Annotated in this window: 22 protein-coding genes; 10 read left to right on the plus strand and 12 right to left on the minus strand. The window is 69.4% G+C overall.

Annotation, left to right across the window (positions count from 1 at the left end; translation table 11 throughout):
• The first annotated feature begins 144 nt into the window (after positions 1–144).
• The gene (locus tag EAO78_RS06815; RefSeq protein ID WP_122105108.1) at positions 145–1821 is read left to right on the plus strand and encodes an acyl-CoA mutase large subunit family protein; all 1677 of its coding nucleotides are present in this window, start codon (positions 145–147) and stop codon (positions 1819–1821) included.
• Positions 1818–2279 carry a hypothetical protein gene (locus EAO78_RS06820; protein WP_122105109.1) on the plus strand — a complete coding sequence of 154 codons (462 nt, stop codon included), beginning with the start codon at positions 1818–1820 and terminating at the stop codon, positions 2277–2279. Before EAO78_RS06815 ends, EAO78_RS06820 begins: the two co-directional genes overlap by 4 nt.
• A gap of 75 nt (positions 2280–2354) precedes the next feature.
• Here the strand turns inward: EAO78_RS06820 and EAO78_RS06825 are convergent, their stop codons facing one another.
• Together EAO78_RS06825 and EAO78_RS06830 are read right to left on the minus strand one after the other, a co-directional pair.
• Positions 2355–2669, minus strand: a complete 315-nt coding sequence (locus EAO78_RS06825; protein ID WP_122105110.1) for a YbjQ family protein — start codon at positions 2667–2669, stop codon at positions 2355–2357.
• Positions 2670–2754: 85 nt separating this feature from the next.
• Positions 2755–3558: a formate/nitrite transporter family protein gene (locus EAO78_RS06830; RefSeq protein ID WP_122105111.1), complete on the minus strand. Its 804-nt coding sequence runs from the start codon at positions 3556–3558 to the stop codon at positions 2755–2757.
• Between the two features lie 130 nt (positions 3559–3688).
• Here EAO78_RS06830 and mce point away from each other — a divergent pair, with 130 nt between their 5' ends.
• Positions 3689–4075 (plus strand): methylmalonyl-CoA epimerase, encoded by a 387-nt coding sequence (gene mce, locus EAO78_RS06835; RefSeq protein WP_122105112.1) that lies wholly within the window; start codon positions 3689–3691, stop codon positions 4073–4075.
• 39 nt (positions 4076–4114) lie between these two features.
• Here the strand turns inward: mce and purB are convergent, their stop codons facing one another.
• Positions 4115–5563: an adenylosuccinate lyase gene (gene purB, locus EAO78_RS06840; protein ID WP_122105113.1), complete on the minus strand. Its 1449-nt coding sequence runs from the start codon at positions 5561–5563 to the stop codon at positions 4115–4117.
• A 168-nt stretch (positions 5564–5731) separates the two neighbouring features.
• Here purB and purN point away from each other — a divergent pair, with 168 nt between their 5' ends.
• Positions 5732–7336, plus strand: coding sequence for a phosphoribosylglycinamide formyltransferase (gene purN / locus EAO78_RS06845; RefSeq protein WP_122105114.1), 1605 nt, complete (start codon positions 5732–5734; stop codon positions 7334–7336).
• Positions 7337–7341: 5 nt separating this feature from the next.
• Here the strand turns inward: purN and EAO78_RS06850 are convergent, their stop codons facing one another.
• Genes EAO78_RS06850 through EAO78_RS06860 form a run of 3 tightly spaced genes read right to left on the minus strand, consistent with a single transcriptional unit; the run spans position 7342 to position 9506 of the window.
• The gene (locus EAO78_RS06850; protein ID WP_122105115.1) at positions 7342–8052 is read right to left on the minus strand and encodes a type I 3-dehydroquinate dehydratase; all 711 of its coding nucleotides are present in this window, start codon (positions 8050–8052) and stop codon (positions 7342–7344) included.
• A 25-nt stretch (positions 8053–8077) separates the two neighbouring features.
• Positions 8078–8485, minus strand: coding sequence for a hypothetical protein (locus EAO78_RS06855; protein ID WP_122105116.1), 408 nt, complete (start codon positions 8483–8485; stop codon positions 8078–8080).
• Between the two features lie 49 nt (positions 8486–8534).
• Positions 8535–9506: a transcription initiation factor IIB gene (locus tag EAO78_RS06860; RefSeq protein WP_122105117.1), complete on the minus strand. Its 972-nt coding sequence runs from the start codon at positions 9504–9506 to the stop codon at positions 8535–8537.
• Positions 9507–9763: 257 nt separating this feature from the next.
• On the opposite strand from EAO78_RS06860, the gene EAO78_RS06865 reads away from it, so the two are divergent.
• From EAO78_RS06865 to EAO78_RS06875, 3 genes are all read left to right on the plus strand, one after another.
• Entirely contained in the window at positions 9764–10528 is a 765-nt protein-coding gene (locus EAO78_RS06865; RefSeq protein WP_122105346.1) for a cobalamin-binding protein, read from the plus strand.
• Positions 10529–10548: 20 nt separating this feature from the next.
• Entirely contained in the window at positions 10549–11082 is a 534-nt protein-coding gene (locus EAO78_RS06870; protein WP_122105118.1) for a DUF84 family protein, read from the plus strand.
• A 167-nt stretch (positions 11083–11249) separates the two neighbouring features.
• Positions 11250–11504, plus strand: coding sequence for a DUF7123 family protein (locus EAO78_RS06875; RefSeq protein WP_122105119.1), 255 nt, complete (start codon positions 11250–11252; stop codon positions 11502–11504).
• Positions 11505–11532: 28 nt separating this feature from the next.
• Here EAO78_RS06875 and EAO78_RS06880 read toward each other — a convergent pair whose 3' ends face one another.
• Together EAO78_RS06880 and EAO78_RS06885 are read right to left on the minus strand one after the other, a co-directional pair.
• Positions 11533–12135: a winged helix-turn-helix transcriptional regulator gene (locus tag EAO78_RS06880; RefSeq protein ID WP_122105120.1), complete on the minus strand. Its 603-nt coding sequence runs from the start codon at positions 12133–12135 to the stop codon at positions 11533–11535.
• Positions 12136–12210: 75 nt separating this feature from the next.
• Positions 12211–13347: an SPFH domain-containing protein gene (locus EAO78_RS06885; protein WP_122105121.1), complete on the minus strand. Its 1137-nt coding sequence runs from the start codon at positions 13345–13347 to the stop codon at positions 12211–12213.
• Between the two features lie 124 nt (positions 13348–13471).
• On the opposite strand from EAO78_RS06885, the gene EAO78_RS06890 reads away from it, so the two are divergent.
• Positions 13472–14215 (plus strand): protein sorting system archaetidylserine synthase, encoded by a 744-nt coding sequence (locus EAO78_RS06890; protein WP_122105122.1) that lies wholly within the window; start codon positions 13472–13474, stop codon positions 14213–14215.
• A gap of 131 nt (positions 14216–14346) precedes the next feature.
• Here the strand turns inward: EAO78_RS06890 and psmB are convergent, their stop codons facing one another.
• Positions 14347–15078, minus strand: a complete 732-nt coding sequence (psmB, locus tag EAO78_RS06895) for an archaeal proteasome endopeptidase complex subunit beta (protein ID WP_122105123.1) — start codon at positions 15076–15078, stop codon at positions 14347–14349.
• 181 nt (positions 15079–15259) lie between these two features.
• Complete coding sequence (locus EAO78_RS18120; RefSeq protein ID WP_203227845.1) at positions 15260–15433, minus strand: hypothetical protein; 174 nt, start codon at positions 15431–15433, stop codon at positions 15260–15262.
• A 280-nt stretch (positions 15434–15713) separates the two neighbouring features.
• Between EAO78_RS18120 and EAO78_RS06900 the strand changes: the two genes are divergently transcribed.
• Positions 15714–16409, plus strand: a complete 696-nt coding sequence (locus EAO78_RS06900) for a uracil-DNA glycosylase family protein (protein WP_122105124.1) — start codon at positions 15714–15716, stop codon at positions 16407–16409.
• A 325-nt stretch (positions 16410–16734) separates the two neighbouring features.
• Here EAO78_RS06900 and EAO78_RS06905 read toward each other — a convergent pair whose 3' ends face one another.
• A complete protein-coding gene (locus EAO78_RS06905) occupies positions 16735–17928 on the minus strand; it encodes an asparagine synthase C-terminal domain-containing protein (RefSeq protein WP_122105125.1) in 1194 nt (397 codons plus the stop codon).
• Complete coding sequence (locus EAO78_RS06910; RefSeq protein ID WP_122105126.1) at positions 17925–18608, minus strand: PHP domain-containing protein; 684 nt, start codon at positions 18606–18608, stop codon at positions 17925–17927. Before EAO78_RS06910 ends, EAO78_RS06905 begins: the two co-directional genes overlap by 4 nt.
• A gap of 345 nt (positions 18609–18953) precedes the next feature.
• Between EAO78_RS06910 and EAO78_RS06915 the strand changes: the two genes are divergently transcribed.
• The gene (locus EAO78_RS06915) at positions 18954–19421 is read left to right on the plus strand and encodes a 30S ribosomal protein S15 (RefSeq protein WP_122105127.1); all 468 of its coding nucleotides are present in this window, start codon (positions 18954–18956) and stop codon (positions 19419–19421) included.
• The last annotated feature ends 35 nt before the right edge of the window (positions 19422–19456 follow it).

Genomic DNA, 19456 nt, shown 5'->3' on the forward strand with positions numbered 1-19456 from the left:
ATCTCGTCTAAACAGCCGCCGAGGCGGGCGTTTTTGGGCATAAATCACTTTGAAAACGCACCGCCTCACCTTTCAATCCTTATCTGAACACCGCCCACGGCTGCGGGTCAACCGTTAAGTCGCGGTCGGTCGACCGTGTAGGTAATGTACGACCCCGAAGAGCTGGCCGAGATCCGGGAGGCGAAGGAGTCCTGGGAGGCGGGCACCTACGGCGACACCGTCGATCGGTTCGGGGAGCGCGAGGCGGCGTTCACGACCGACACCGGCGGCCAGTCCGTCGACCCGCTGTACACCCCCGCGGACCTCCCGGACCACGACTACCGAGAGGACGTCGGGTTCCCCGGCGAGGAGCCGTACACCCGCGGCGTCTACTCGACGATGCATCGCGGGCGACTGTGGACGATGCGGCAGTACGCCGGGATGGGGACCGCCGCCGAGACCAACGAGCGGTTCCGGTACCTCATCGACGAGGGGTCCTCGGGGCTGTCGATGGCGTTCGACCTCCCGACGCAGATGGGGTACGACTCCGACGCCGCGATGGCCGAGGGGGAGGTCGGCCGCTCGGGAGTCGCCATCGACACGCTCGACGACTTCGAGACGGTCTTCGACGGGATCCCGCTCGACGAGGTGTCGACGTCGATGACGATCAACGCGCCGGCCGCGGTTCTGCTCGCGATGTACGTCGCGATGGGCGATACGCAGGGCGTTCCGCGGGAGGAACTCCGCGGAACCATCCAGAACGACATCATGAAGGAGTACGTCGCGCGGAACCTCTACATCTACCCGCCGGAGCCGTCGATGCGGCTCATCACCGATATCTTCGCGTTCTGTGCCGAGGAGGTCCCCGGGTTCAACACCATCTCCATCTCCGGGTACCACATCCGCGAGGCGGGCTCGACGGCCGCCCAGGAGGTGGCGTTCACGCTCGCGAACGGGATCGAGTACGTCGAGGCCGCCCTCGACGCCGGGCTCGACGTCGACGAGTTCGCCCCGCAGCTCTCCTTCTTCTTCAACGCCCACAACAACGTCTTCGAGGAGGCCGCGAAGTTCCGGGCTGCCCGCCGCATGTGGGCGGGGATCATGGACGAGCGGTTCGACGCCGAGGACCCCAGATCGAAACAGCTCAAGTTCCACACGCAGACCGGCGGCTCCACGCTCACCGCCCAACAGATCGAGAACAACGTCGTCAGGGTGGCCTACCAGGCGCTCGCGGCGGTGCTCGGCGGTACACAGAGCCTCCACACGAACGGGAAGGACGAGGCGCTCGCGCTCCCGACCGAGCAGTCGGTCCGGACCGCGCTGCGGACCCAGCAGATCCTCGCCCACGAGTCGGGCGCGGCGGACACGATCGACCCGCTCGCCGGGAGCTACTACGTCGAGAATCTCACCGACGGGATCGAATCGGAGGCGTTCGAGATCATCGAGGAGATCGACCGTCGCGGCGGCGCGCTCGAGGCGGTCGAGAGCCAGTGGGTCCAACGGCAGATCCAGGACGTCGCCTTCGAGCGCCAGCGGGAGATCGAGGAGGGCGAGCGCGTGATCGTCGGCGTCAACGAGTTCCAGGTGGACGAGGAACCCGAGATGGATCTAGAGGAAGTCGATCCCGAACAGGAGGCCGAACAGTGCGAGCGACTCCGGGGGGTGAGGGACGACCGCGACGACGAGGCCGTCGAGGCCGCGCTCGCGGCCGTCAGGGAGGCGGCCCGCGGCGAGGAGAACGTGATGCCCCCCGTCGTCGACGCGGTGAAGGCGTACGCGACCGTTCAGGAGATATCGGACGTCTTCCGTGACGAGTTCGGCGAATATAAGCCGGGTCGATGACGGCAGCCGACCAGTCGGCGACGACCGAACGGAACGATCCACCGTCCAGACGGCGGTTTCTCGCGGCGTTCGGGGCGGTCGCATCGGCGTCGACCGCCGGCTGTAGCGGCGGGTTTCCGGGGCGCAGCTCCGACGACTCCGACGACTCCGACGGTGACGACGACCCCAACGAGGTGATCGTCGAGAACGCCACCGCCTCGGCGGCCGAGATCGCGGTCCACGTGACGGACGCCGACGGCGGGACGCTCTTCGGCCACGTGTTCGCGCTCGGACCAGAGCGGATCGCCTCGCGTGAAGGAACGGAGGTGACCCCGGCAAGGATACGGGCGTTCACCCCGACCGGCGTCTCCCACGCGTGGGAGTACGATCCGAACCTGCCGATCGAGTTCGAGTGTGACCCGAAGGACGTCGGCCTCACCCTCCGGGAGGACGCGGTCGAGCCGTGGTACGACTGTTGAACGACCGCCGCCGGCGACGGGACGGAAATCGAGGCCTTCTCAGGTTCTCGGAGCGGAACCCTCGAGATCGAGGTCCTATCGAAGCCGTACCGCCGTGCCGTACGCCAGGATCTCCGCGCCGCTGTCGGCGATGGACGAGGTGGTGAACCGGACGTTGATCACTCCGTCGGCGCCGAGGGCCTCCGCCTCCTCGATCATCCGTTCTTGCGCCTGGTCACGCGCGTCCGTCATCAGCTCGGTGTATCCCTTCAACTCGCCGCCCGCGAGGTTCCGGAGACCCTGCGTGATGTCGCGGCCGAGGTTCCGCGCGCGGACCGTGTTCCCGCGGACGAGACCGAGCGTCTCGGTCACTTCCTTTCCGGCCACCGAATCCGTGTTGGAGAGCTCCATGGACTCCGTACGTCGGGACGTCACTTAACTCACGGCGGCGCCCGCTCCGAACCCCACTCGAGAACCGGCCCGTGACCGGTCGCGGTCAGTTCGCGCCGCGAACGACGTGGCCGTACTTCAACAGCGCGACGAACACCGACCCGCCGACCGCGTTGCCGACGGTCGCGAGCCCGAGGAACCAGAGATAGTCGGTGAGGGTGACCGCGGGCGAGACGAACAGGCCGAAGAGCACCTCGACGTTGCCGGCGATCGAGTGCGGCAGGTGGAGCAGGCCGATCGTCCCGGCGACCACCCAGACCAGGATCAGTCGGCTCGTCGTCTCCTGGGCGGCCGTGATCAGCCACGCCAGAAGCCCCATCAGCCAGCCGGCGAAGACGCCGCCGACGAACAGCCACGGTAGGTCGTGGCTGACGAGTTTGATCGCGATCTCCGCGAACGCGTCGGGCGAGACGACGCCGAGCCCGGGCATCAGGAGGACCACGAGCTGGGTGAAACACAGCCCGCCGACGAGGTTGCCGGCGTAGACGAGCCCCCAGAGCCGGCCCAGGTCGCGGAGCGACGCCTGCCCGTCGAGGACGGGGATCACCGCCAGGGTGGTGTGTTCGGTGAAGAGCTCCGACCGACCGAGGATCACGAACATGAACCCGATGGAGTAGACGCTGGCCAACAGTAGCTCGGTCGTGAGGTCGCCGAAACTCGCGGGCGAGAGCGTCAACACCACCGCCATCATCAGCGGCCCGAACCCGATGTCGAGCCCCGCCGACAGTCCCGAGAGCAGAAGGCCGGATCGCTCGCGGTTCATCTCGTGAAGCGCGGTTTCGAGGATCGAGTCGAGGATGCTCCGGGAGGTCTTCTGTTCGGTCGACGCGTCGGCGCTCTGGTCGGACACGGCTCGTCCGGACTTTCTCGTCCGCTCACCCAAGTCTTTCCATCGGGGCGGTTCCGACCGCCGGCCACGACCCTGACCGGGGATCGACCCGCTCGATCCCTATAAGTCGTGAGGGGACGACCGGGGAGCCGTGCGCTTCGATCACGCCGGCATCGCCACGCGCGACGCCGCCGACCTCGCCGAACCGTTCGCGGACCTCCTCGACGCCCCGGTCGTTCACGAGGAGACGTTCGACGGGATGGAGGTCGTCTTCCTCGAACTCGACGGCGGCGGATTCCTCGAACTGTTGGAGCCCACCGAGGGAGGGGCCATCGCCGACTACCTCGACCGCGAGGGGCCGGGGATCCACCACGTCGCGTTCGCGACGGACGACCTCCCGGGAGCGCTCGACCGCGCCCGCGACCTCGGCGTCGACCTCGTCGACGAGGAGCCACGGCCCGGCGCGTGGGGCCACGAGGTGGCGTTCCTTCACCCCCGATCGACCGGCGGGGTGCTCGTGGAGTTCGTCGAGAAGTGAGGAACGGGACGGCCCGATCGTCGCAGGCGGCGGTTTCAGTTACGCGTCGTCTTCGTCGACGCCGTCCGCGAGTTCGGCCGCGATCCCGGTGTAGCCGGCCGGAGTCAACGCCCGGAGTTCCTCGCGCACCGCCGGGTCGACGTCGAGATCGTCGAACAGCGCGCGGAAGTCCTCGAGGGTGACCCGCGAGCCGCGGGTGAGCTCCTTGACTCGCTCGTAGGCGTCGGTGTCGCCCTCACGCCGGAGGATCGTCTGGACCGCCTCCCCGATGATCTCGGGGGTCGCCTCCAGCTCCTCGCGCATGACGGTCTCGTTGGGTACCACCTTCGAGAGCCCGTCGGCGGTCTTCGAGTAGCCGATCAGACAGTGGGCGAACGCGGCACCGACGTTGCGTTTCACCGTCGAGTCCGAGAGGTCACGCTGGAGCCGCGAGGTCGTCACGTAGTCGGCGAGGAACCGCAGGTCCGCGTTCGCCTTCGAGAGGTTGCCCTCGCTGTTCTCGAAGTCGATCGGGTTCACCTTGTGCGGCATCGTCGACGAGCCGGTCTCGCCCTCGACGGCGCGCTGGCCGAGGTAGCGGTCGGAGACGTACAGCCAGGCGTCGAGGTCCAGATCGAGAAGGACGTCGTTCACCCCGGACAGCGCGTCGAGGAGCGCGGCGAGGTCGTCACACGGGTTCACCTGCGTCGCGAGCGCGACGTGATCGAATCCGAGCCCCTCGACGACCGACCGCGAGACGCCCTCCCAGTCGACGTCGGGGTAGGCGGCGACGTGGGCGGCGTAGGTCCCGGACGCGCCGGCGAGCTTGCCCGAGAGGTCGTCGGTCGCGCTCTCGACGCGGCCGAGCGTCCGGCCGAGCCGCGCGGCGTAGACGGCCATCTCCTTGCCGAACGTCGTCGGCGTCGCCGGCTGGCCGTGCGTCCGGGCGAGCATCGGCGTGTCGCGGTGCTCGTGGGCCAGCTCCACGAGCGCGTCGCGCACCTCCCGGACCGCGGGCACGAGTACCTCACGGACCGCCGGCTCGACGAGCAGCCGGTGGGCGAGGTTGTTGACGTCCTCGCTCGTGAGCCCGAAGTGGATCCACGGGAACAGCGCCGTCGGGTCCTCGAGCGTCCCGGCCTCGCCGAGCTCCTCCAGACGAACCCGCAGGAAGTACTCGACGGCCTTCACGTCGTGGTTGGTCGCGGCGTACCCCGCCGCGCCCTCGACCTCCAGGTCCTTGATCAGTCGGGCGTCCTCCGCGGCGAACGACTCGTGGAGGTCGCGCAGGGCCGCGACGGCCGCCTCGTCGAGTGCGACGGGAGTCGCGTCGAGGCCGGCCAGTTCGATCAGGTACTCGACCTCCACGCGGGTCCGCGCCCGCATGAGCGCCGCCTCGCTCGCGTACGGCGAGAGCGGCGCGGTTCGGCCGGCGTACCGCCCGTCGAGCGGCGAGACGGCCGCGAGCGGATCGGCGCGCGAGAGTCCCGAGATCGGATCGTCGGTCATGTCCGCGAGTGCCCCCGGAGCGCGCAAAAGCGTGTCGATGGCGCTACCCACAGAGGTGTATAGTGTCGCCCGGTAAACGGCGATCTCTCGGCGAACCTGTCCGCGATCGTGTATACTCGGCCGCGGGCGACCGTAACGGATAAACGCGGCCGGTCGGAGGGATCCGACATGAAGATCGCCGGACTCGCCAGCAACCGGGGACGGAACCTGCGACATATCGCCGACGTCGCGCCGGGCGGCGCGGAGCTGTCGGTCGCCTTGACGAACCGCGAGGGCGCGCCGGTCATCGAGGCCGCCGCCGAGCGCCGGATCCCGACCGAGGTCGTCGCCCGCGAGGAGGGCGAGTCGCGGGAGAGCCACGAGCGTCGGATCCTCGACCGGTTGGCGGATTACGACTTCGATATCGTCTGTCTCGACGGCTACATGCGGGTCCTCACCGACGAGTTCCTCTCGGCCGCCCCGACGACGCTGAACGTCCACCCCTCGTTACTGCCGGCGTTCCCCGGCACCGACGCCCACGAGCAGGTGCTCGAGGCGGGCGTCAGGACGACCGGCTGTACCGTCCACGTCGTCACCGAGGCCGTCGACGACGGCCCGATCCTCACCCAGGAGCCGGTCCCCGTCTACGACGACGACGACGCCGCATCGTTGAAAGAGCGCGTCCTCCACGAGGCGGAGTTCACGGCGTACCCGCGAGCAGTCCGGTGGTTCGCGGAGGGCGCGGTCGAGATCGAGACGGACGAGGACGGGACCCCCGAGTCGGTGCAGATCGACGGCGACACCGGCGGTTCCTTCCCCGCCCGGCGGTTCGTCTCGGAGGACCGTGCCGACACGCTTCGCTACGGCGAGAACCCCCACCAGGACGCGGCGCTGTACGCCGATCCCGCCTGCGAGGAGGCGAGCGTCGTCGGCGCGGAGGGCTTGAATCCCGGCTCGAAGGGGATGGGATACAACAACTACAACGACGCCGACGCCGCGCTCGGACTGATCAAGGAGTTCGACGACCCCGCGGCCGCCGTGATCAAACACACCAATCCCGCCGGCTGCGCGACGAGCGACACCCTCGCGGACGCGTACGACCGAGCGCTCCGGACCGACGCCAAATCGGCGTTCGGCGGGATCGTCGCCCTGAACCGCCGGTGTGACGCCGACACCGCCGAGGCGATCGCGGAGTCGTTCAAGGAGGTCGTCGTCGCGCCCGGCTACACCGACAGCGCGCTCGACGTGCTCACCGAGAAGAAGAACCTCCGCGTGCTCGACGCCGGCCCGCTCGGCGACGGCGAGGAGCGCTTCTCCGAGCGCTTCGTCGAGAAGCCGATCGTCGGCGGGAGACTCGTCCAGGAGCGCGACCTCCAGTCGCCGACCGCCGCCGACCTCGAGTTCGTCACCGACCGCGAGCCGACCGAGGAGCAGGTCGAGACGATGCTGTTCGCCTGGCGGACGCTCAAACACGTCAAGTCGAACGGGATCCTGTTCGCGACCGGCACCGAGACGGTCGGCGTCGGCATGGGACAGGTCTCCCGCGTCGACGCGGTCACCCTCGCGGCGATGAAGGCCGAGAAGGACGCGGAGGGGAAGTCCGCGGAGGGCACGGTGATGGCCTCTGACGCGTTCTTCCCGTTCCCGGACGCGATCGAGGAGGCGGCCGAGGCGGGGATCGAGGCCGTGATCCAGCCCGGCGGCTCCGTCAACGACGAGGACGTGATCGCCGCCGCCGACGAACACGACATGGCGATGGCGTTCACCGGGTCGCGCTGCTTCCGCCACGACTGAGCGGGCTACCCGTCCGCCTCTGCGTCCGTCTCCAACAGCCCGTCGACCAGCCCGCGGAGCGTCGCGAGCGGGTACTGGCCGGGGGCGGTCGCGTCCGCCGCGTCGACCGGGGCGTACCCGATCCGCGACCCGTACACCGGAGCGACCGCGCGGGTGTGTCGACCGGGCTCGCCCATACACATCGTCGCGACGCGGTGGCCCGCCGCGGTCGCCTCGTGGGTCGCCCGCAACATCGCGAGCGCGTCCTCGCGGGCGTTCGCGGTGGTCGCCAGCTTCCCCACGTCTCCCTCGCTCGCCGCGTCCGCGAGCAGGTCCGAGAGCGTCCCGACCTCCGGCGTCGACTCGAAGTCGTGGACCGAGGCGATCACCGACACCCCCTCCTCGCGGGCGCTCTCACGCAGGGCAGTCGCGTGCGACCGCTCGCCCGTCGGCGCGTTCCCGCGGAGCGCGGCGAGCTCGACGTCGACCGCGACGACCGCGTCGTGTGCGATCGCCTCCGCGAGCGCGTCGTATCGGCCGAGGTCGGCCGCCTCCCCGCCCTCCCACTCGGCGCGGTTCGTGACGACGAGCGGGAGCGCCCCGTCGTACGCCGCGAGCTGATCCAGCGGGTCGGCGGCGAGGTCCATGCGGAACTCCACGGCGTCGGCGGCCTCGCGGGCGCGCGGCTCCGCGGACAGGTCGCCGGTGCTCGCCGCGAGAACGAACTCCTCGAACATGCTCGGGTCTTCGGCGGTCGGGGACTTAGCTCTCCCCGTCCGAGCGGGGCTCGCCGCCGGGGGGCTCGTCGGTTTGCGGTCCGGTGCGTGTCGTCCGGAGCCACCCGGCGACGACCGCGAGGAGTCCCCCGACGAGCAGGACGGCAGAGAGCGCGTCGAGGCCGCCGGCGACCCCGTCGACGCCGAGTGCGAGGATCGCGGCCCCGAGCGCCGTCATCGCGACCCCGCGGAACCGGTCGGGCGTCAGGCGACGGCCCGCGACCGACCGGGTCGAACCCGCCCCCGCGAGCAGGTACGCGACGCCGGCGAACCCGCATCCCGCGCCGGCGACGAGGAGGGCGACGCGGTCCCCGCCGGCGTCGGTCGTGACGAGGAACCAGCCGGCGACCGCGACGAGCGAGACGCCGGAGAGGAGGTCACGGGAACGGGGCATGGTCGTAGTGTCGTGTTCGGCCGGTAGAAGCGAACGGTTCGAACCGAACTTACGCGACGAGGCCGTCCTCGGCCTCGAGCAGTTCGTGGTAGCGGTTCCGGATGGTGACCTCGGAGATGTCCGCGACCTCCGAGACCGCGGCCTGCGTCGTCTTCTCGTTGGTGAGAAGGGCGGCGGCGTAGACGGCGGCGGCCGCGAGCCCGACCGGCGACTTGCCGCTGTGGACGCCCTTCTCCTTGGCGTTCTTCAGGAGTCCCTTCGCGCGCATCTCCGACTCCTCGGAGAGCTCCAGGTCGGAGGCGAACCGCGGGACGTACTGTTCGGGGTCGGCGGGCTTGACCTCCAGTTTGAGCTCGCGGACGACGTAGCGGTACGTCCGCGCGATCTCCGCCTTCTCCACGCGGGAGACGTCGGCGATCTCGTCGAGGCTGCGCGGGACGCCGGCCATCCGGGCGGCGGCGTAGACGCACGACGTGGAGACGCCCTCGATGGATCGGCCGGGGAGGAGGTCCTCGTCGAGCGCGCGGCGGTAGATGACCGAGGCGGTCTCGCGGACGTTGTCCGGGAGCCCGAGCGCGCTCGCCATCCGGTCGATCTCGCCGAGCGCCTGCTTCAGGTTGCGCTCCTTCGAGTCGCGTGTGCGGAACCGCTCGTTCCACTTGCGGAGCCGCTGCATCTTCTGGCGCTGGCGCGCGCCGAGCGAGCGGCCGTAGGCGTCCTTGTCGCGCCAGTCGATGTTGGTCGACAGCCCCTTGTCGTGCATCGTGTTCGTCGTGGGCGCGCCCACGCGGGACTTCTCGTCCTTCTCGCGGGAGTCGAACGCGCGCCACTCCGGCCCGCGGTCGACCGAGTCCGCCTCGACGACGAGTCCACAGTCGACACAGACCGTCTCGCCGTGTTCCTCGTCGTTGACGACCTGTCCGTCACACTCCGGACAGCTCAGCGTCTCGTCAGTGCCCTCCGATTCCTCCTCCGTCTCCCCACGGGTGCGACTCCCCCGGGTATGTAGTCGTTCGGTCATAGCTCTCTGTCCCCCGGTTTAATCGAGAACGCCCGGGAGCAGTCTTGTCCGATAAACGGGCGAACGTAACTTAAAGGACCCGGAACGTGTCGCCGTGCGGGCGACGAATGGACACGATCGATCACGACCGACTTCGGCGGGTTTCGAGGGAAGGCCCGCCGATCGCCCGGGCGATCCCTCGGAGGCCCGCCGATCCCGACTCGCCGTGGCCCGTCACGATCCGAACGTTTTCGAGCGACGGGGTGAATCCGTCACGTATGTCGGATCCACGCGTCGTCTCGCTCGCGCCGAGCGCGACCTCGACCCTCTCGGCGCTCGGCGCGGCCGAGTGCCTGGTGGGCGTCACCCACCACTGCGATCCGCCGCCGGAGTCCGGGGCGGCACACGGGACCGACCCCGTCGCCGTCGGCGGGTGGGTCACTCCCTCCCTCGACCGGGTCGCGGCACTGGATCCGGACGTGGCGTTCACGAGCGACGCCCTTCAGGCCGACGTCGCCGCCGACTGCCGGGAGCGGGGACTGGCCGTCGACCACCGGGAGCCGGCGACGCTCGAGGACGTGCTCGCGGACTTCCGGGGGATCGCCCGGACAGTTGGACGACCGGACGCGGGCGAGAGGCTGGCCGCCGACGCCCGCGAGCGACTCGAGGCGGTCGCCGACGCGACCGGGGACCGCCCCCGTCCCGTCGTCTACTGTGAGGAGTGGTCGGACCCGCCGATGGCCGCGGGCAACTGGGTCCCGGACGCGGTCCGCGCCGCCGGCGGCCGGTACCCGTTCGTCGAGGCGGGCGAGCGCTCCCGGGAGGTCGACCCCGCGAGCGTCGCGGCCGCCGACCCCGATCACGTCGTCGTCCACGTCTGCGGGCGCGGCGACCGGGTCGACCCCGCGAGCGTCGCCGACCGAGAGTGGATCGACGCGCCGGTTCACGTGATCGACGACGCGCTGTTGAACCAGCCGAGTCCCGCGCTGATCGACGGGATCGAGCGGCTCGCGGGACTGTTCGGCATCGACGGATACTCGTGACCCCGCGACCGACTCGTCGTATGCGAGTCGGCGTCGGCAGCGGAAATCCGGTGAAGCGACGCGCGGTCGAACGGGCGCTCGAGGCGGACGGAGACGTCGAACACGGGACCGTCGGATCGGTCGAGTCCGTCCGGGTCGACTCCGGCGTGAGCGAGCAGCCGACCGGCCACGCCGAGACGGTCGCCGGCGCGGAGAACCGTGCCGCGGCTGTCCTCGAGTCGGGTGAATACGACCTCGGCGTCGGCCTCGAGGGTGGCGTGGCCCGGTTCGAGGGCGTCGACGGGCTCTTCCTCGTGATGTGGGCGTCCGTCGACGACGGCGACCGCGTCGGCCGCGGGAGCGGACCGAGCCTCCGGCTCCCGGACGACGTCGCCGACCGCGTCGAGAGCGGGGCGGAGCTCGGCCCCGTCATGGACGACGTGCTCGACACCACGGGCGTCGCGAGACGCGGCGGGGCCGCGGGAGTGCTGACGAACGGCGGCGTCGACCGCGCCGGTGCGCTCTCGGCGGCCGTTTCCGGAGCGCTCGGCCCGTTCGTCTCCGACCTGTACTGACGGCGGGGCGTCCTCGGACGTGACATCGAGCGCCGATTCGGAGTTCGTACCGAAACGGACCGCCGGCGGAGGCCACACGGACCCGTTTGGCGTCGAAATCGCATGACGTAGCGGTGTTAACTCGGTCTACCAACCGCCTTTTGAGGACGCCTTTCCTGTGTGGTGACATGAGCACGGCACGCGTGGAGTCCGTCGCGGTCGAACCGTCCGGCCTCTCGGAAAAACAGCTCCGGATCCTCGAGTATCTCCGGGCCAACGCGGACGATCGGACCTACTTCAAATCGCGGCTGATCGCCGACGAGCTCGGCCTCTCCGCGAAGGAGGTCGGCGCGAACATGGGCGCCGTCGCCGACGCGGCCGGCGAGATAGACGTCGAGAAGTGGGGGTACTCCTCGGGCACGACGTGGATGGTGACGGCCTAGCGAGGAGCGCTCGTCGAACGCGAACGCGTCAGGGATCGTAGCTGACGAGCGAGGCCGCGTCGTCGGCGAACGCGACCGCGTCGGCGTCGAAGGAGTCGGCGTAGCGCACGACGAGCGTCAACAACCGCTCCGGTTCGGTCAGGACGTAGCCGTCGGTGCGGTCGAGGAGGTCGGCCGCGGCCAGCTCGCCCGCCGCGGCGCTTATCGTCGGCCGGGAGACGCCGAGCGCGTCGGCGAGCTCCGCGCCGGTCACGTCGGGGTCCGAGAGCAGCGCGAGGACCATTCCCCGCGGCGTCTCCCGGCGGAGGTAGCCGAGCGCCCGTTTGTCCAGGTCGTCGAACCGGCCCGCCGGGAAGTACCGGCGGTAGTCGGCGTCCTTTCGCGACTCGATCTCACCCGCCTCCTCGAGCTTCCGGAGGTGGTACTGCGCCTCGCCCGTGCCGAGCCGGAGGTCGTCACGGAGCTTCGAGAAGTGCGCGCCCGGCGTCGAGGGGACGTACCCGCGGATGGCCTCCCGGGTCTCGTTCGCGTCGTCCGCGGCGCTCGCGGATCCGACGAACGGGGCGGCCGCTCCGACGGCGGCGAACCGCCGCAGCGTCCGACGTTTCCGTTCGTCGACCTCCTCGGTCATCACCCGTGGTAAGCGGGTACGCGGCAAAAGCGCTTCGTTCGGATCGACGCCGGGGTGTCTGCGACGACCGACGGCTCAGGTCTCCTCCGCCGGCTCGACCTCGCCGTCGGGGACCTCCTCGTCCATCTCCTGGATGACCTCGTCGGCCGACCGGATGTTCGAGCCCGCGTCGCCGGACTTGACCGCCTCGGCCTCCTTCTCGAGCTCCTCGACGTCCATCTGGGCCGCCTCGTCGATCTGGCCGAGGATCTCGTCGATGTCGTCGAGCCCGAGCATCTTGCGGGTGTCGTCGTCGAACTCGAGGCCCTCGAGGCCGTCCATCTGCTGGACGTCGGAGCCGGAGAGTGCCTTGCCGTAGCGCCCGACGAGGCTCGTGAGCTCCTGGGGTAGCACGAACGTGGTCGACTCGCCCTTGCCGATCTCCTCCAACGTCTCCATGCCGCGCTCGATGATGGCCCGCTCGCCCATCGACTCGGCCGACCGCGCGCGCAACACGGTCGAGATGGAGTCCCCCTGCGCCTCGAGGATCTGGCTCTGTTTCTCCCCCTGCGCGCGGATGATGTTCGACTGCTTGTCACCCTCGGCCTGCTCGACGGCCGACCGGCGTTCCCCCTGCGCCTCGAGGATCATCGCCCGACGGCGACGCTCCGCGGAGGTCTGTTGCTCCATCGCCTGCTGGACGTCCTTCGAGGGGTTGACCTCGCGGACCTCGACGCTCTCGACGCGGATCCCCCACTCGTCCGTCGGCTCGTCCAGCTCCTTGCGGATCTTCGCGTTGATCTCCTGACGCTTGTTCAGCGTGTCGTCGAGCTCCATGTCGCCGAGGACGGCCCGGAGCGTGGTCTGTGCCAGGTTCGAGACGGCGTTCTTGTAGTTGTCGACCTCGAGGAACGCCTTCTTCGCGTCCATCACCTTGATGTAGACCACCGCGTCCGCGGTCACCGGCGAGTTGTCCCGCGTGATCGCCTCCTGACGCGGCACGTCCAGCGTCTGCGTCCGCATGTCGAACGCGTACGTCCGCGACACGAACGGCGGGATGAAGTTGATTCCGGGCTCGAGCAGCTTCCGGTACTCGCCGAACACCGTCAACGCCTCCTTGTCGTAGGCGTCGACGATCGCGACGGACTGCCAGAGCGTGACGACCACCAACATGAGAAACAGGAGGCCGACGCTCACCAGTCCGAAACCGGCTTGGAGGGGAAGTGGGTCCATGGCGTTGATTGGGCCATCGGAGGCTTAATAGTTCGCCTGTGACCGAACGTCGGAACGATCGAGCGCCGCCCGCCGCCGACCGCCGATAACAAACCCTAAAAGCGGGGTCGTCGACCGATCCGGTATGTCTCTGCGGGTCGGTCGGTTGGGTCTCGCCGACGCGGTCACCGTGGCCAACGCCGCGGTCGGCTTCCTCGCGGTCGTCGCCGCCACCGTCGATCCCGCGTTGGCGGCCCGACTGATCCTGTTGGCCGCCATCGCAGACGGGCTCGACGGGGTGGTCGCCAGACACCGCGGGTCGACGCCGGCGGGGCCGTACCTCGACTCGCTGGCGGACGTCGCGTCCTTCGGCGTCGCGCCCGCGACCCTCGTCGCGGTGATCGTCCTCGAAACCGGGCCGGTCGAAGACGGAACCCTCCTCGTCGCGTCCGGGATCGGAGCCGCCGCCCTCTTCGTCGCGCTGGCGGTCGCCCGTCTCGGACTGTACACGGCGTACGACAGCGGGAGTCGCGAGACCGTCGGGGTGCCGACGACGCTCGCGGCGACGGTACTCGCCGCCGCGGTGCTCGCGGGCTACACCAACCCGGTTCCGCTCGTCGTCGCGACCGCGGTCTTCGCGGTTCTCATGGGGTCGACGGTGACGTATCCCGACCTCCACGCGCAGGACGCGCTCGTGATGGGGTTCGTCCAGGCGGCGGTGGTCCTGACGCCGGTCGCGCACGCGCTTACGGACGTGTTCCCCCCGTGGATCGGCGAGGGGTTCGCGTTCGCGCTGTTGTTCCTCTCGGGTGGCTACCTCCTCCTGGGCCCGCACTTCTACTGGGGTGACGGCATCCGACCGCCCGAGGACGACATTGACCGGGCGTGACGCGCGTCTTGAACGTCGCTAACGGATGACGTTCGCCGTCAACGGGTGAACATCCACCGCTAACGGGTACGATCCGTTGCTAACGGCTGCGATCGGACGATAGCCGAAAAAGCAGATCCAGGCGGAAGCCGTTACAGGAGACCGTCGAAGTCCTTGTGGCGGGTGATGTCGACGCCCTCGTCGGTGACGACGGCGACGTTGATCCCGTTGCCGGACGCGAGGTCGCGCTCGACGGCGGACTGGATCGCCTTCGCGGCGATGGTCCTCGCCTCGTCGACGGTGACGTCGTCGTGATACTCCTGTTCTAAGACCCCGAGCGCGTACTGCGAACCGGATCCGGTGACGGTGTACTCCTCCTCGGTGGTCCCGCCGAGCGCGTCGATGGAGTAGATGTGGGCCCCCTCGTCGTCGACGCCGCCCAGGATCGGCTGGACGATGAAGAACGCGCCCGTACGGAGGAGGTTTCCGGTGAGCGTCGAGAGCGCCTCCATCGACATGTCCTTGCCGCGACGGGCCTCGTAGAGGTTGGTCTCCGCCTTGAGCGTGGAGATGAGGTTCTGGGCGGCGGAGACGGAGCCCGCGATGGTCAGCGCGCCACGGGGGTGGATCTCCTCGACCTTCTGGACGTCCTTCGAGGAGACCATCCCGCCGAGGGAGGCGCGCATGTCCGTCGCCATCACGACGCCGTCGGCAGTGCGGATGCCGACCGTCGTCGTTCCGGTCTTCATCTCGCCCTCGCCGTCGGCCTGTGCGGCGCGGCGCTCGCTGTGTTCGAACTCGCCGAGCTCCGGCCCGAAGACCGGCTGGTCGCGGCCGAGTTCGAGGGACGCCCCGTCGGAGAGATCGTCGGTCGGTGTTCGCATTACCGCCTCGTTGGCCCCTCGCGCTGATAAAGGCAACCCTTCGGGGACCCGCCGCCGGTTCCGACGACCATATCCGGGGCGGACGGCCGTCGAGAGACGATGCGGTCGCTGGTGGGGTCGAGACGGTCGCTGAGGAGTGACGAGACGGACGGAAAGACGGCGGAAAAACCGAACGTTCGGGTTACTCCTCGACGGCCTCGATCGCCTCGCCGGTGGTCTCGACGAGTCGGTGGATGGGGATGTTGATGCCGAGCTGCTTGCGGGCGAAGACGGCCACGGGGAACGCGGAGATCCCGATGGCAACGGTCGCCTGGTGGAGGCCGAAGAGGGCCGCCGTGCGGATGCGGTCGAACATGGGTCTTCGATAGCCCGCAGTCGAGGGACGTATATATACCTTGTGTCAGACGCCTCGTCACTACCCCGACGCAGTCATGCGATTTCTCCCGACTTACCCGATCCGTGAAACGTCCGCCGGAGATCGGCGATGGACGCGTATCCCAAGTCCGACGAACGCGGCTCGTTTCCATAACTTATGGGAATCCACCGGGACGCATGCGCCTACCTGTGGACGCCTCACCGATGGATACCGCCGGGTATCGAACGGGCTATTACGGGGCGACCGCATAGCTGGTCGCGTGCAGAACGTCACCGATCGCACGCGAAACCCGTTCGGGATGCGACCGGACTGTCCGTCGTTCGTCCCGGGGTACGGGGACGCCAACGCCGACTTCCACGTGATCGGCGACCATCCGGGCGTCCACGGCGGGGTCGAGGAAGGGATCCCGTTCACGGGGGAGCCCTGGTCGTCGGCGTTCCTCGGCGCGTTGACCGACGGCGACCTCCTCGCGACGATAGGGGAGGACGACGGGGGCGACAGGAGGGTTGAAGACGAGGACGTCGGGGAGAGCGAGGACCGCGACTCCGACCCGATCGTGACGAACCGGACGTTCCTCTCGTACCTCCATATGTGTCTCCCGGACGGGGAGCCGACGCCCACGTCGTACGACGACATGGAACGGTACTTCGACGCGGAGCTTCGGGCGATCGCCGCCCACGTCCTCCTCCCGGTGGGCGCGAGGGCCACCGACCACGTCCTTCGACAGTACACCGCCCGCGCCTGGAAGACCGAGGTCGACATGGACGCGCTCCACGGCGAGGAGCTGCTCGGGTCGGGATGGCTCGTTCTCCCGATCAAGGAGCCCGCAGCGTGGGACGACGGCGACGCGGACGAGTTAATCGAGGCACTCCGACGGCTTCAGTCGACCGACTTCCGGCGAGAGAGCGACCTCGGCCGCTTCATGGCCGGCAGCGACCCGTACCTGGTCAGATGAGTCGAGGGCGTCGTGAGATGAGTCGAGGGAGGTGACGCTCCCACACGCGAGACACGAGCCCCGCCGCGGAAGCGTCGAATTTCGACTCGAATACGAGGACAATATCGGACGTTCGTCCCGGAGAGCCCGATATCTACTCGACGATCGATGAACTTCACGCGATTCGGGTGGATATATTTGACACCACTGCGCGTATTTTATACGATACCCGACTTTCGTATCGACGACGCCCGGATCGATCGGGCGTCGGCCGCAGGACTGGTACTCCAACGCGCGGCTTGGTCAGACCGGCCCGCGCGGGCCGGTTTTCCGACGGAGTCGAGGATCAGACGGCGTGCCCCTCGAGCAGCGCGTCGACGTACTGTCCGACGTGGTCGTCCATCCGCCGCTTGAACCCGTTCTGCCGTGCGAGTCGGTCGATCTCTCGAGAGACGTACGTGCCGTACTGGACCGCCTTCTTGTCGGCCGTGCGCACCGACTCGGGAACGCGTCCGGTCGCGGCGCGACGGAGCGCCACCTTCCGCTCGTCGGCCGTCGCGAGCAGGTCACCGGGCAGGCGGAGCGCGGCGTCGACGACGCGGTCGTCCAGGAGGGGCGCGACGGGCTCGACCCCGGCGGCCCGCAGCGTGAGCACGTCGCGTTCGAGTTGACGGGGCAGCGTCCGGACCGTCTCGTCTCGCGCGCCCCGGACGGTGTCGGCCTCGACGCGGTGGTCGTTCGCGGGGTCGACGACCTTGCTGTAGCCGCCGAACAGCTCGTCCGCCCCTTGGCCGACCGTCAGGCGTTCGATCCCGTCGGCCGCGGCCGCCTCCGCGGTCAGGTACAGCGGAACGGCGATGTTGAGGTCCATGGGGTTCCGTCGACCGGTCGCGGCCGCGATCTCGGGGATCGCCCGCCGGAGGTCGTCGTGGGTGAGCTCGACGGTCCGCAGATCACGGTCCATCGCTGCCGCGGCCTCTCGGGCGGCCGCGACGTCGTGACACCCCTCGAATCCCGCGACGTAGCAGGGCACGTCGGGAACCGCGCTCGCGATGAGCGCCGAGTCGACCCCCCCGGAAAAGGCCACGGCGAGCCGACCGCTCGAGGTGGCAGCGTCCTCGACGGCGAGGTCCGACAGCGCCGTCTCGATCGCGTCGTCGACGGCGGCCCGTGCGGGTTCCGGATCCGAGGCGGGGAACGTCGGGAGCGACCAGCGACGCCCGGTTTCCGTCGCCGACACGACCGATCCGGCCGGAACCGGGTCCGGATCCCGGAGGCACCCCCGATCGAAGCTCCACGCGTCGGGATCGGTCGGGTCGGTCGCGTCGGCCTCGACGAACAGGGGCTGGCGGCCGAGCACGTCGCGGACGAGGACGGGATCGTCGGCGTCGTCCTCCGAGGCCGGGGGACTCGCGAGCAGGCCGGCGAAGCCGCGGGTCCCGGGAAGCGGGTCACGGTCGCGGACCGCGCCGGCGACGAGGCTCGCCGACGCGCCGCGGAGGCGGCTCTCGCCGGTCTCACCGTCTCGATCGGGAGTCATCGGAACTCGGCGATCGTCCGGAACGCCCGGCGTTTCGCCCCGCCGGCGAACTGTCGCAACGAGACGCGCCACGGGGTGCGCTTCCCGACGACGCTGGTCCGGCCGTCGGCGACGGCTTCGAGGATCGCGTCGGCCGAGCGCTCGTCCGCGCCGACCTCGGTGACCGCCTGGCCGACCATCTCGGAGATGTGCGCGTCGCTGCCGGCGGTCATGGGGAGGTTCCGGCGGACCGCGAACGTCTCCGCCTGGCGGTTCGCTCGGCCCGTGAAGAGCCGGGAGTTGTATACTTCGATCGCGTCGGCGCGCGCGAGCTGATCGTCGGAGACGTGCGCGGCGACGCCGTGGCGCGTCTTCTGGAAGGGATGTGGAACGACCGCGATCCCGCCGGCCTCGCGGATCCGGTCGAGCGTCTCGTCGAAGGGGAGTCCGCTGGGAACGAGCTCGTCGATCCCGAACGCCAGCACGTGGCCCGCGGCGGAGGTCACCTCCATGCCGACGATCCCCACGAGCCCGTACTCGGAGGCCTTCTCGGCCGCCTCGATGCTCGCGTCGATCTCGTCGTGGTCCGTGACGGCGAGCGCGTCGAGGTCGACCGCGGCGGCCTGCTCCAGGAGGAGGTCGACCGGGTCACGCCCGTCGTGGGACAGCGCCGAGTGGGAGTGCAGCTCGACCGATAGCACGCCCGGACGTTCGTGGCTGTCGATAAAAAGCACCCCGATACGAGCGGGATCCCGGATCCTCGCCGCCGACGGTAACGAAACCCGTTCGCGCGGACAAGAACACCCTTAAGAACCCCGACGGCGACCTCCAGGTGGGAACAGCACAGCTGCGGATCCGACTCGCCGGGGCCTCTTCACCCACGGCTTGGGAACGTAGCGGTGCACCGCCGCCTCCGACGACCGGGGCCGAGACGCCCGTTTCGCGGGCCCTCGCCGGAACCGCTCGCGTTCGCAAGCGTTCCGAGGTCCGGGTCGTGCGGAGTCGCGGTCACGTACTCGCGGTTGTGCCGTTCCAATTTCAAGACAATGGCACGAATGCACACGCGCCGTCGCGGTTCGTCCGGTTCGGACAAGCCGGCGACGGACGAGAACCCGGAGTGGAGCGACGTCGACGCCGAGGACATCGAGTCCCGCGTCGTCGAACTGGCGGAACAGGGCGAGGACCCGAGCGTCATCGGGATCAAGCTGCGCGACGAGGGCGTCAAGGGCGTCCCGGTACCCGACGTCAAACTCGCCACCGGCAAGAAGATCACCGAGATCCTCGAGGAACACGACGCCGAGTCCGACCTACCCGAGGACCTGCGGCACCTGCTGGCCCGCGCGGTTCGCCTGCGCGAGCACATGGCCGAGAACGGACAGGACCACCAGAACAAGCGCGCGCTCCAGAACACGGAGTCGAAGATCCGGCGCCTCGCGAACTACTACCGCGGCGACGAGATCGACGAGGACTTCGTCTACACCTACGAGAACGCCGCCGAACTCCTCGAGGAGTAAGGCCCGCATCGACCCGAACTCACCGACACACGCTC

The sequence above is a fragment of the Halobellus captivus genome, from assembly GCF_003697845.1.
GTDB classification, from domain to species: Archaea; Halobacteriota; Halobacteria; order Halobacteriales; family Haloferacaceae; genus Halorubrum; species Halorubrum glutamatedens.

Excerpts from the sequence above, each read along its gene's own strand:
- EAO78_RS06880 (WP_122105120.1), bottom strand. The coding sequence starts at position 12,135 with ATGACCGAGGAGGTCGACGAACGGAAACGTCGGACGCTGCGGCGGTTC.
- psmB (WP_122105123.1), bottom strand. The coding sequence starts at position 15,078 with ATGCGAACACCGACCGACGATCTCTCCGACGGGGCGTCCCTCGAACTC.
- EAO78_RS06860 (WP_122105117.1), bottom strand. The coding sequence starts at position 9,506 with ATGACCGAACGACTACATACCCGGGGGAGTCGCACCCGTGGGGAGACG.
- purN (WP_122105114.1), top strand. The coding sequence starts at position 5,732 with ATGAAGATCGCCGGACTCGCCAGCAACCGGGGACGGAACCTGCGACAT.
- EAO78_RS06855 (WP_122105116.1), bottom strand. The coding sequence starts at position 8,485 with ATGCCCCGTTCCCGTGACCTCCTCTCCGGCGTCTCGCTCGTCGCGGTC.
- EAO78_RS06820 (WP_122105109.1), top strand. The coding sequence starts at position 1,818 with ATGACGGCAGCCGACCAGTCGGCGACGACCGAACGGAACGATCCACCG.
- purB (WP_122105113.1), bottom strand. The coding sequence starts at position 5,563 with ATGACCGACGATCCGATCTCGGGACTCTCGCGCGCCGATCCGCTCGCG.
- EAO78_RS06850 (WP_122105115.1), bottom strand. The coding sequence starts at position 8,052 with ATGTTCGAGGAGTTCGTTCTCGCGGCGAGCACCGGCGACCTGTCCGCG.
- EAO78_RS06875 (WP_122105119.1), top strand. The coding sequence starts at position 11,250 with ATGAGCACGGCACGCGTGGAGTCCGTCGCGGTCGAACCGTCCGGCCTC.
- EAO78_RS18120 (WP_203227845.1), bottom strand. The coding sequence starts at position 15,433 with ATGTTCGACCGCATCCGCACGGCGGCCCTCTTCGGCCTCCACCAGGCG.
- EAO78_RS06915 (WP_122105127.1), top strand. The coding sequence starts at position 18,954 with ATGGCACGAATGCACACGCGCCGTCGCGGTTCGTCCGGTTCGGACAAG.
- EAO78_RS06870 (WP_122105118.1), top strand. The coding sequence starts at position 10,549 with ATGCGAGTCGGCGTCGGCAGCGGAAATCCGGTGAAGCGACGCGCGGTC.
- EAO78_RS06815 (WP_122105108.1), top strand. The coding sequence starts at position 145 with ATGTACGACCCCGAAGAGCTGGCCGAGATCCGGGAGGCGAAGGAGTCC.
- EAO78_RS06905 (WP_122105125.1), bottom strand. The coding sequence starts at position 17,928 with ATGACTCCCGATCGAGACGGTGAGACCGGCGAGAGCCGCCTCCGCGGC.
- EAO78_RS06885 (WP_122105121.1), bottom strand. The coding sequence starts at position 13,347 with ATGGACCCACTTCCCCTCCAAGCCGGTTTCGGACTGGTGAGCGTCGGC.
- EAO78_RS06865 (WP_122105346.1), top strand. The coding sequence starts at position 9,764 with ATGTCGGATCCACGCGTCGTCTCGCTCGCGCCGAGCGCGACCTCGACC.
- EAO78_RS06890 (WP_122105122.1), top strand. The coding sequence starts at position 13,472 with ATGTCTCTGCGGGTCGGTCGGTTGGGTCTCGCCGACGCGGTCACCGTG.
- EAO78_RS06825 (WP_122105110.1), bottom strand. The coding sequence starts at position 2,669 with ATGGAGCTCTCCAACACGGATTCGGTGGCCGGAAAGGAAGTGACCGAG.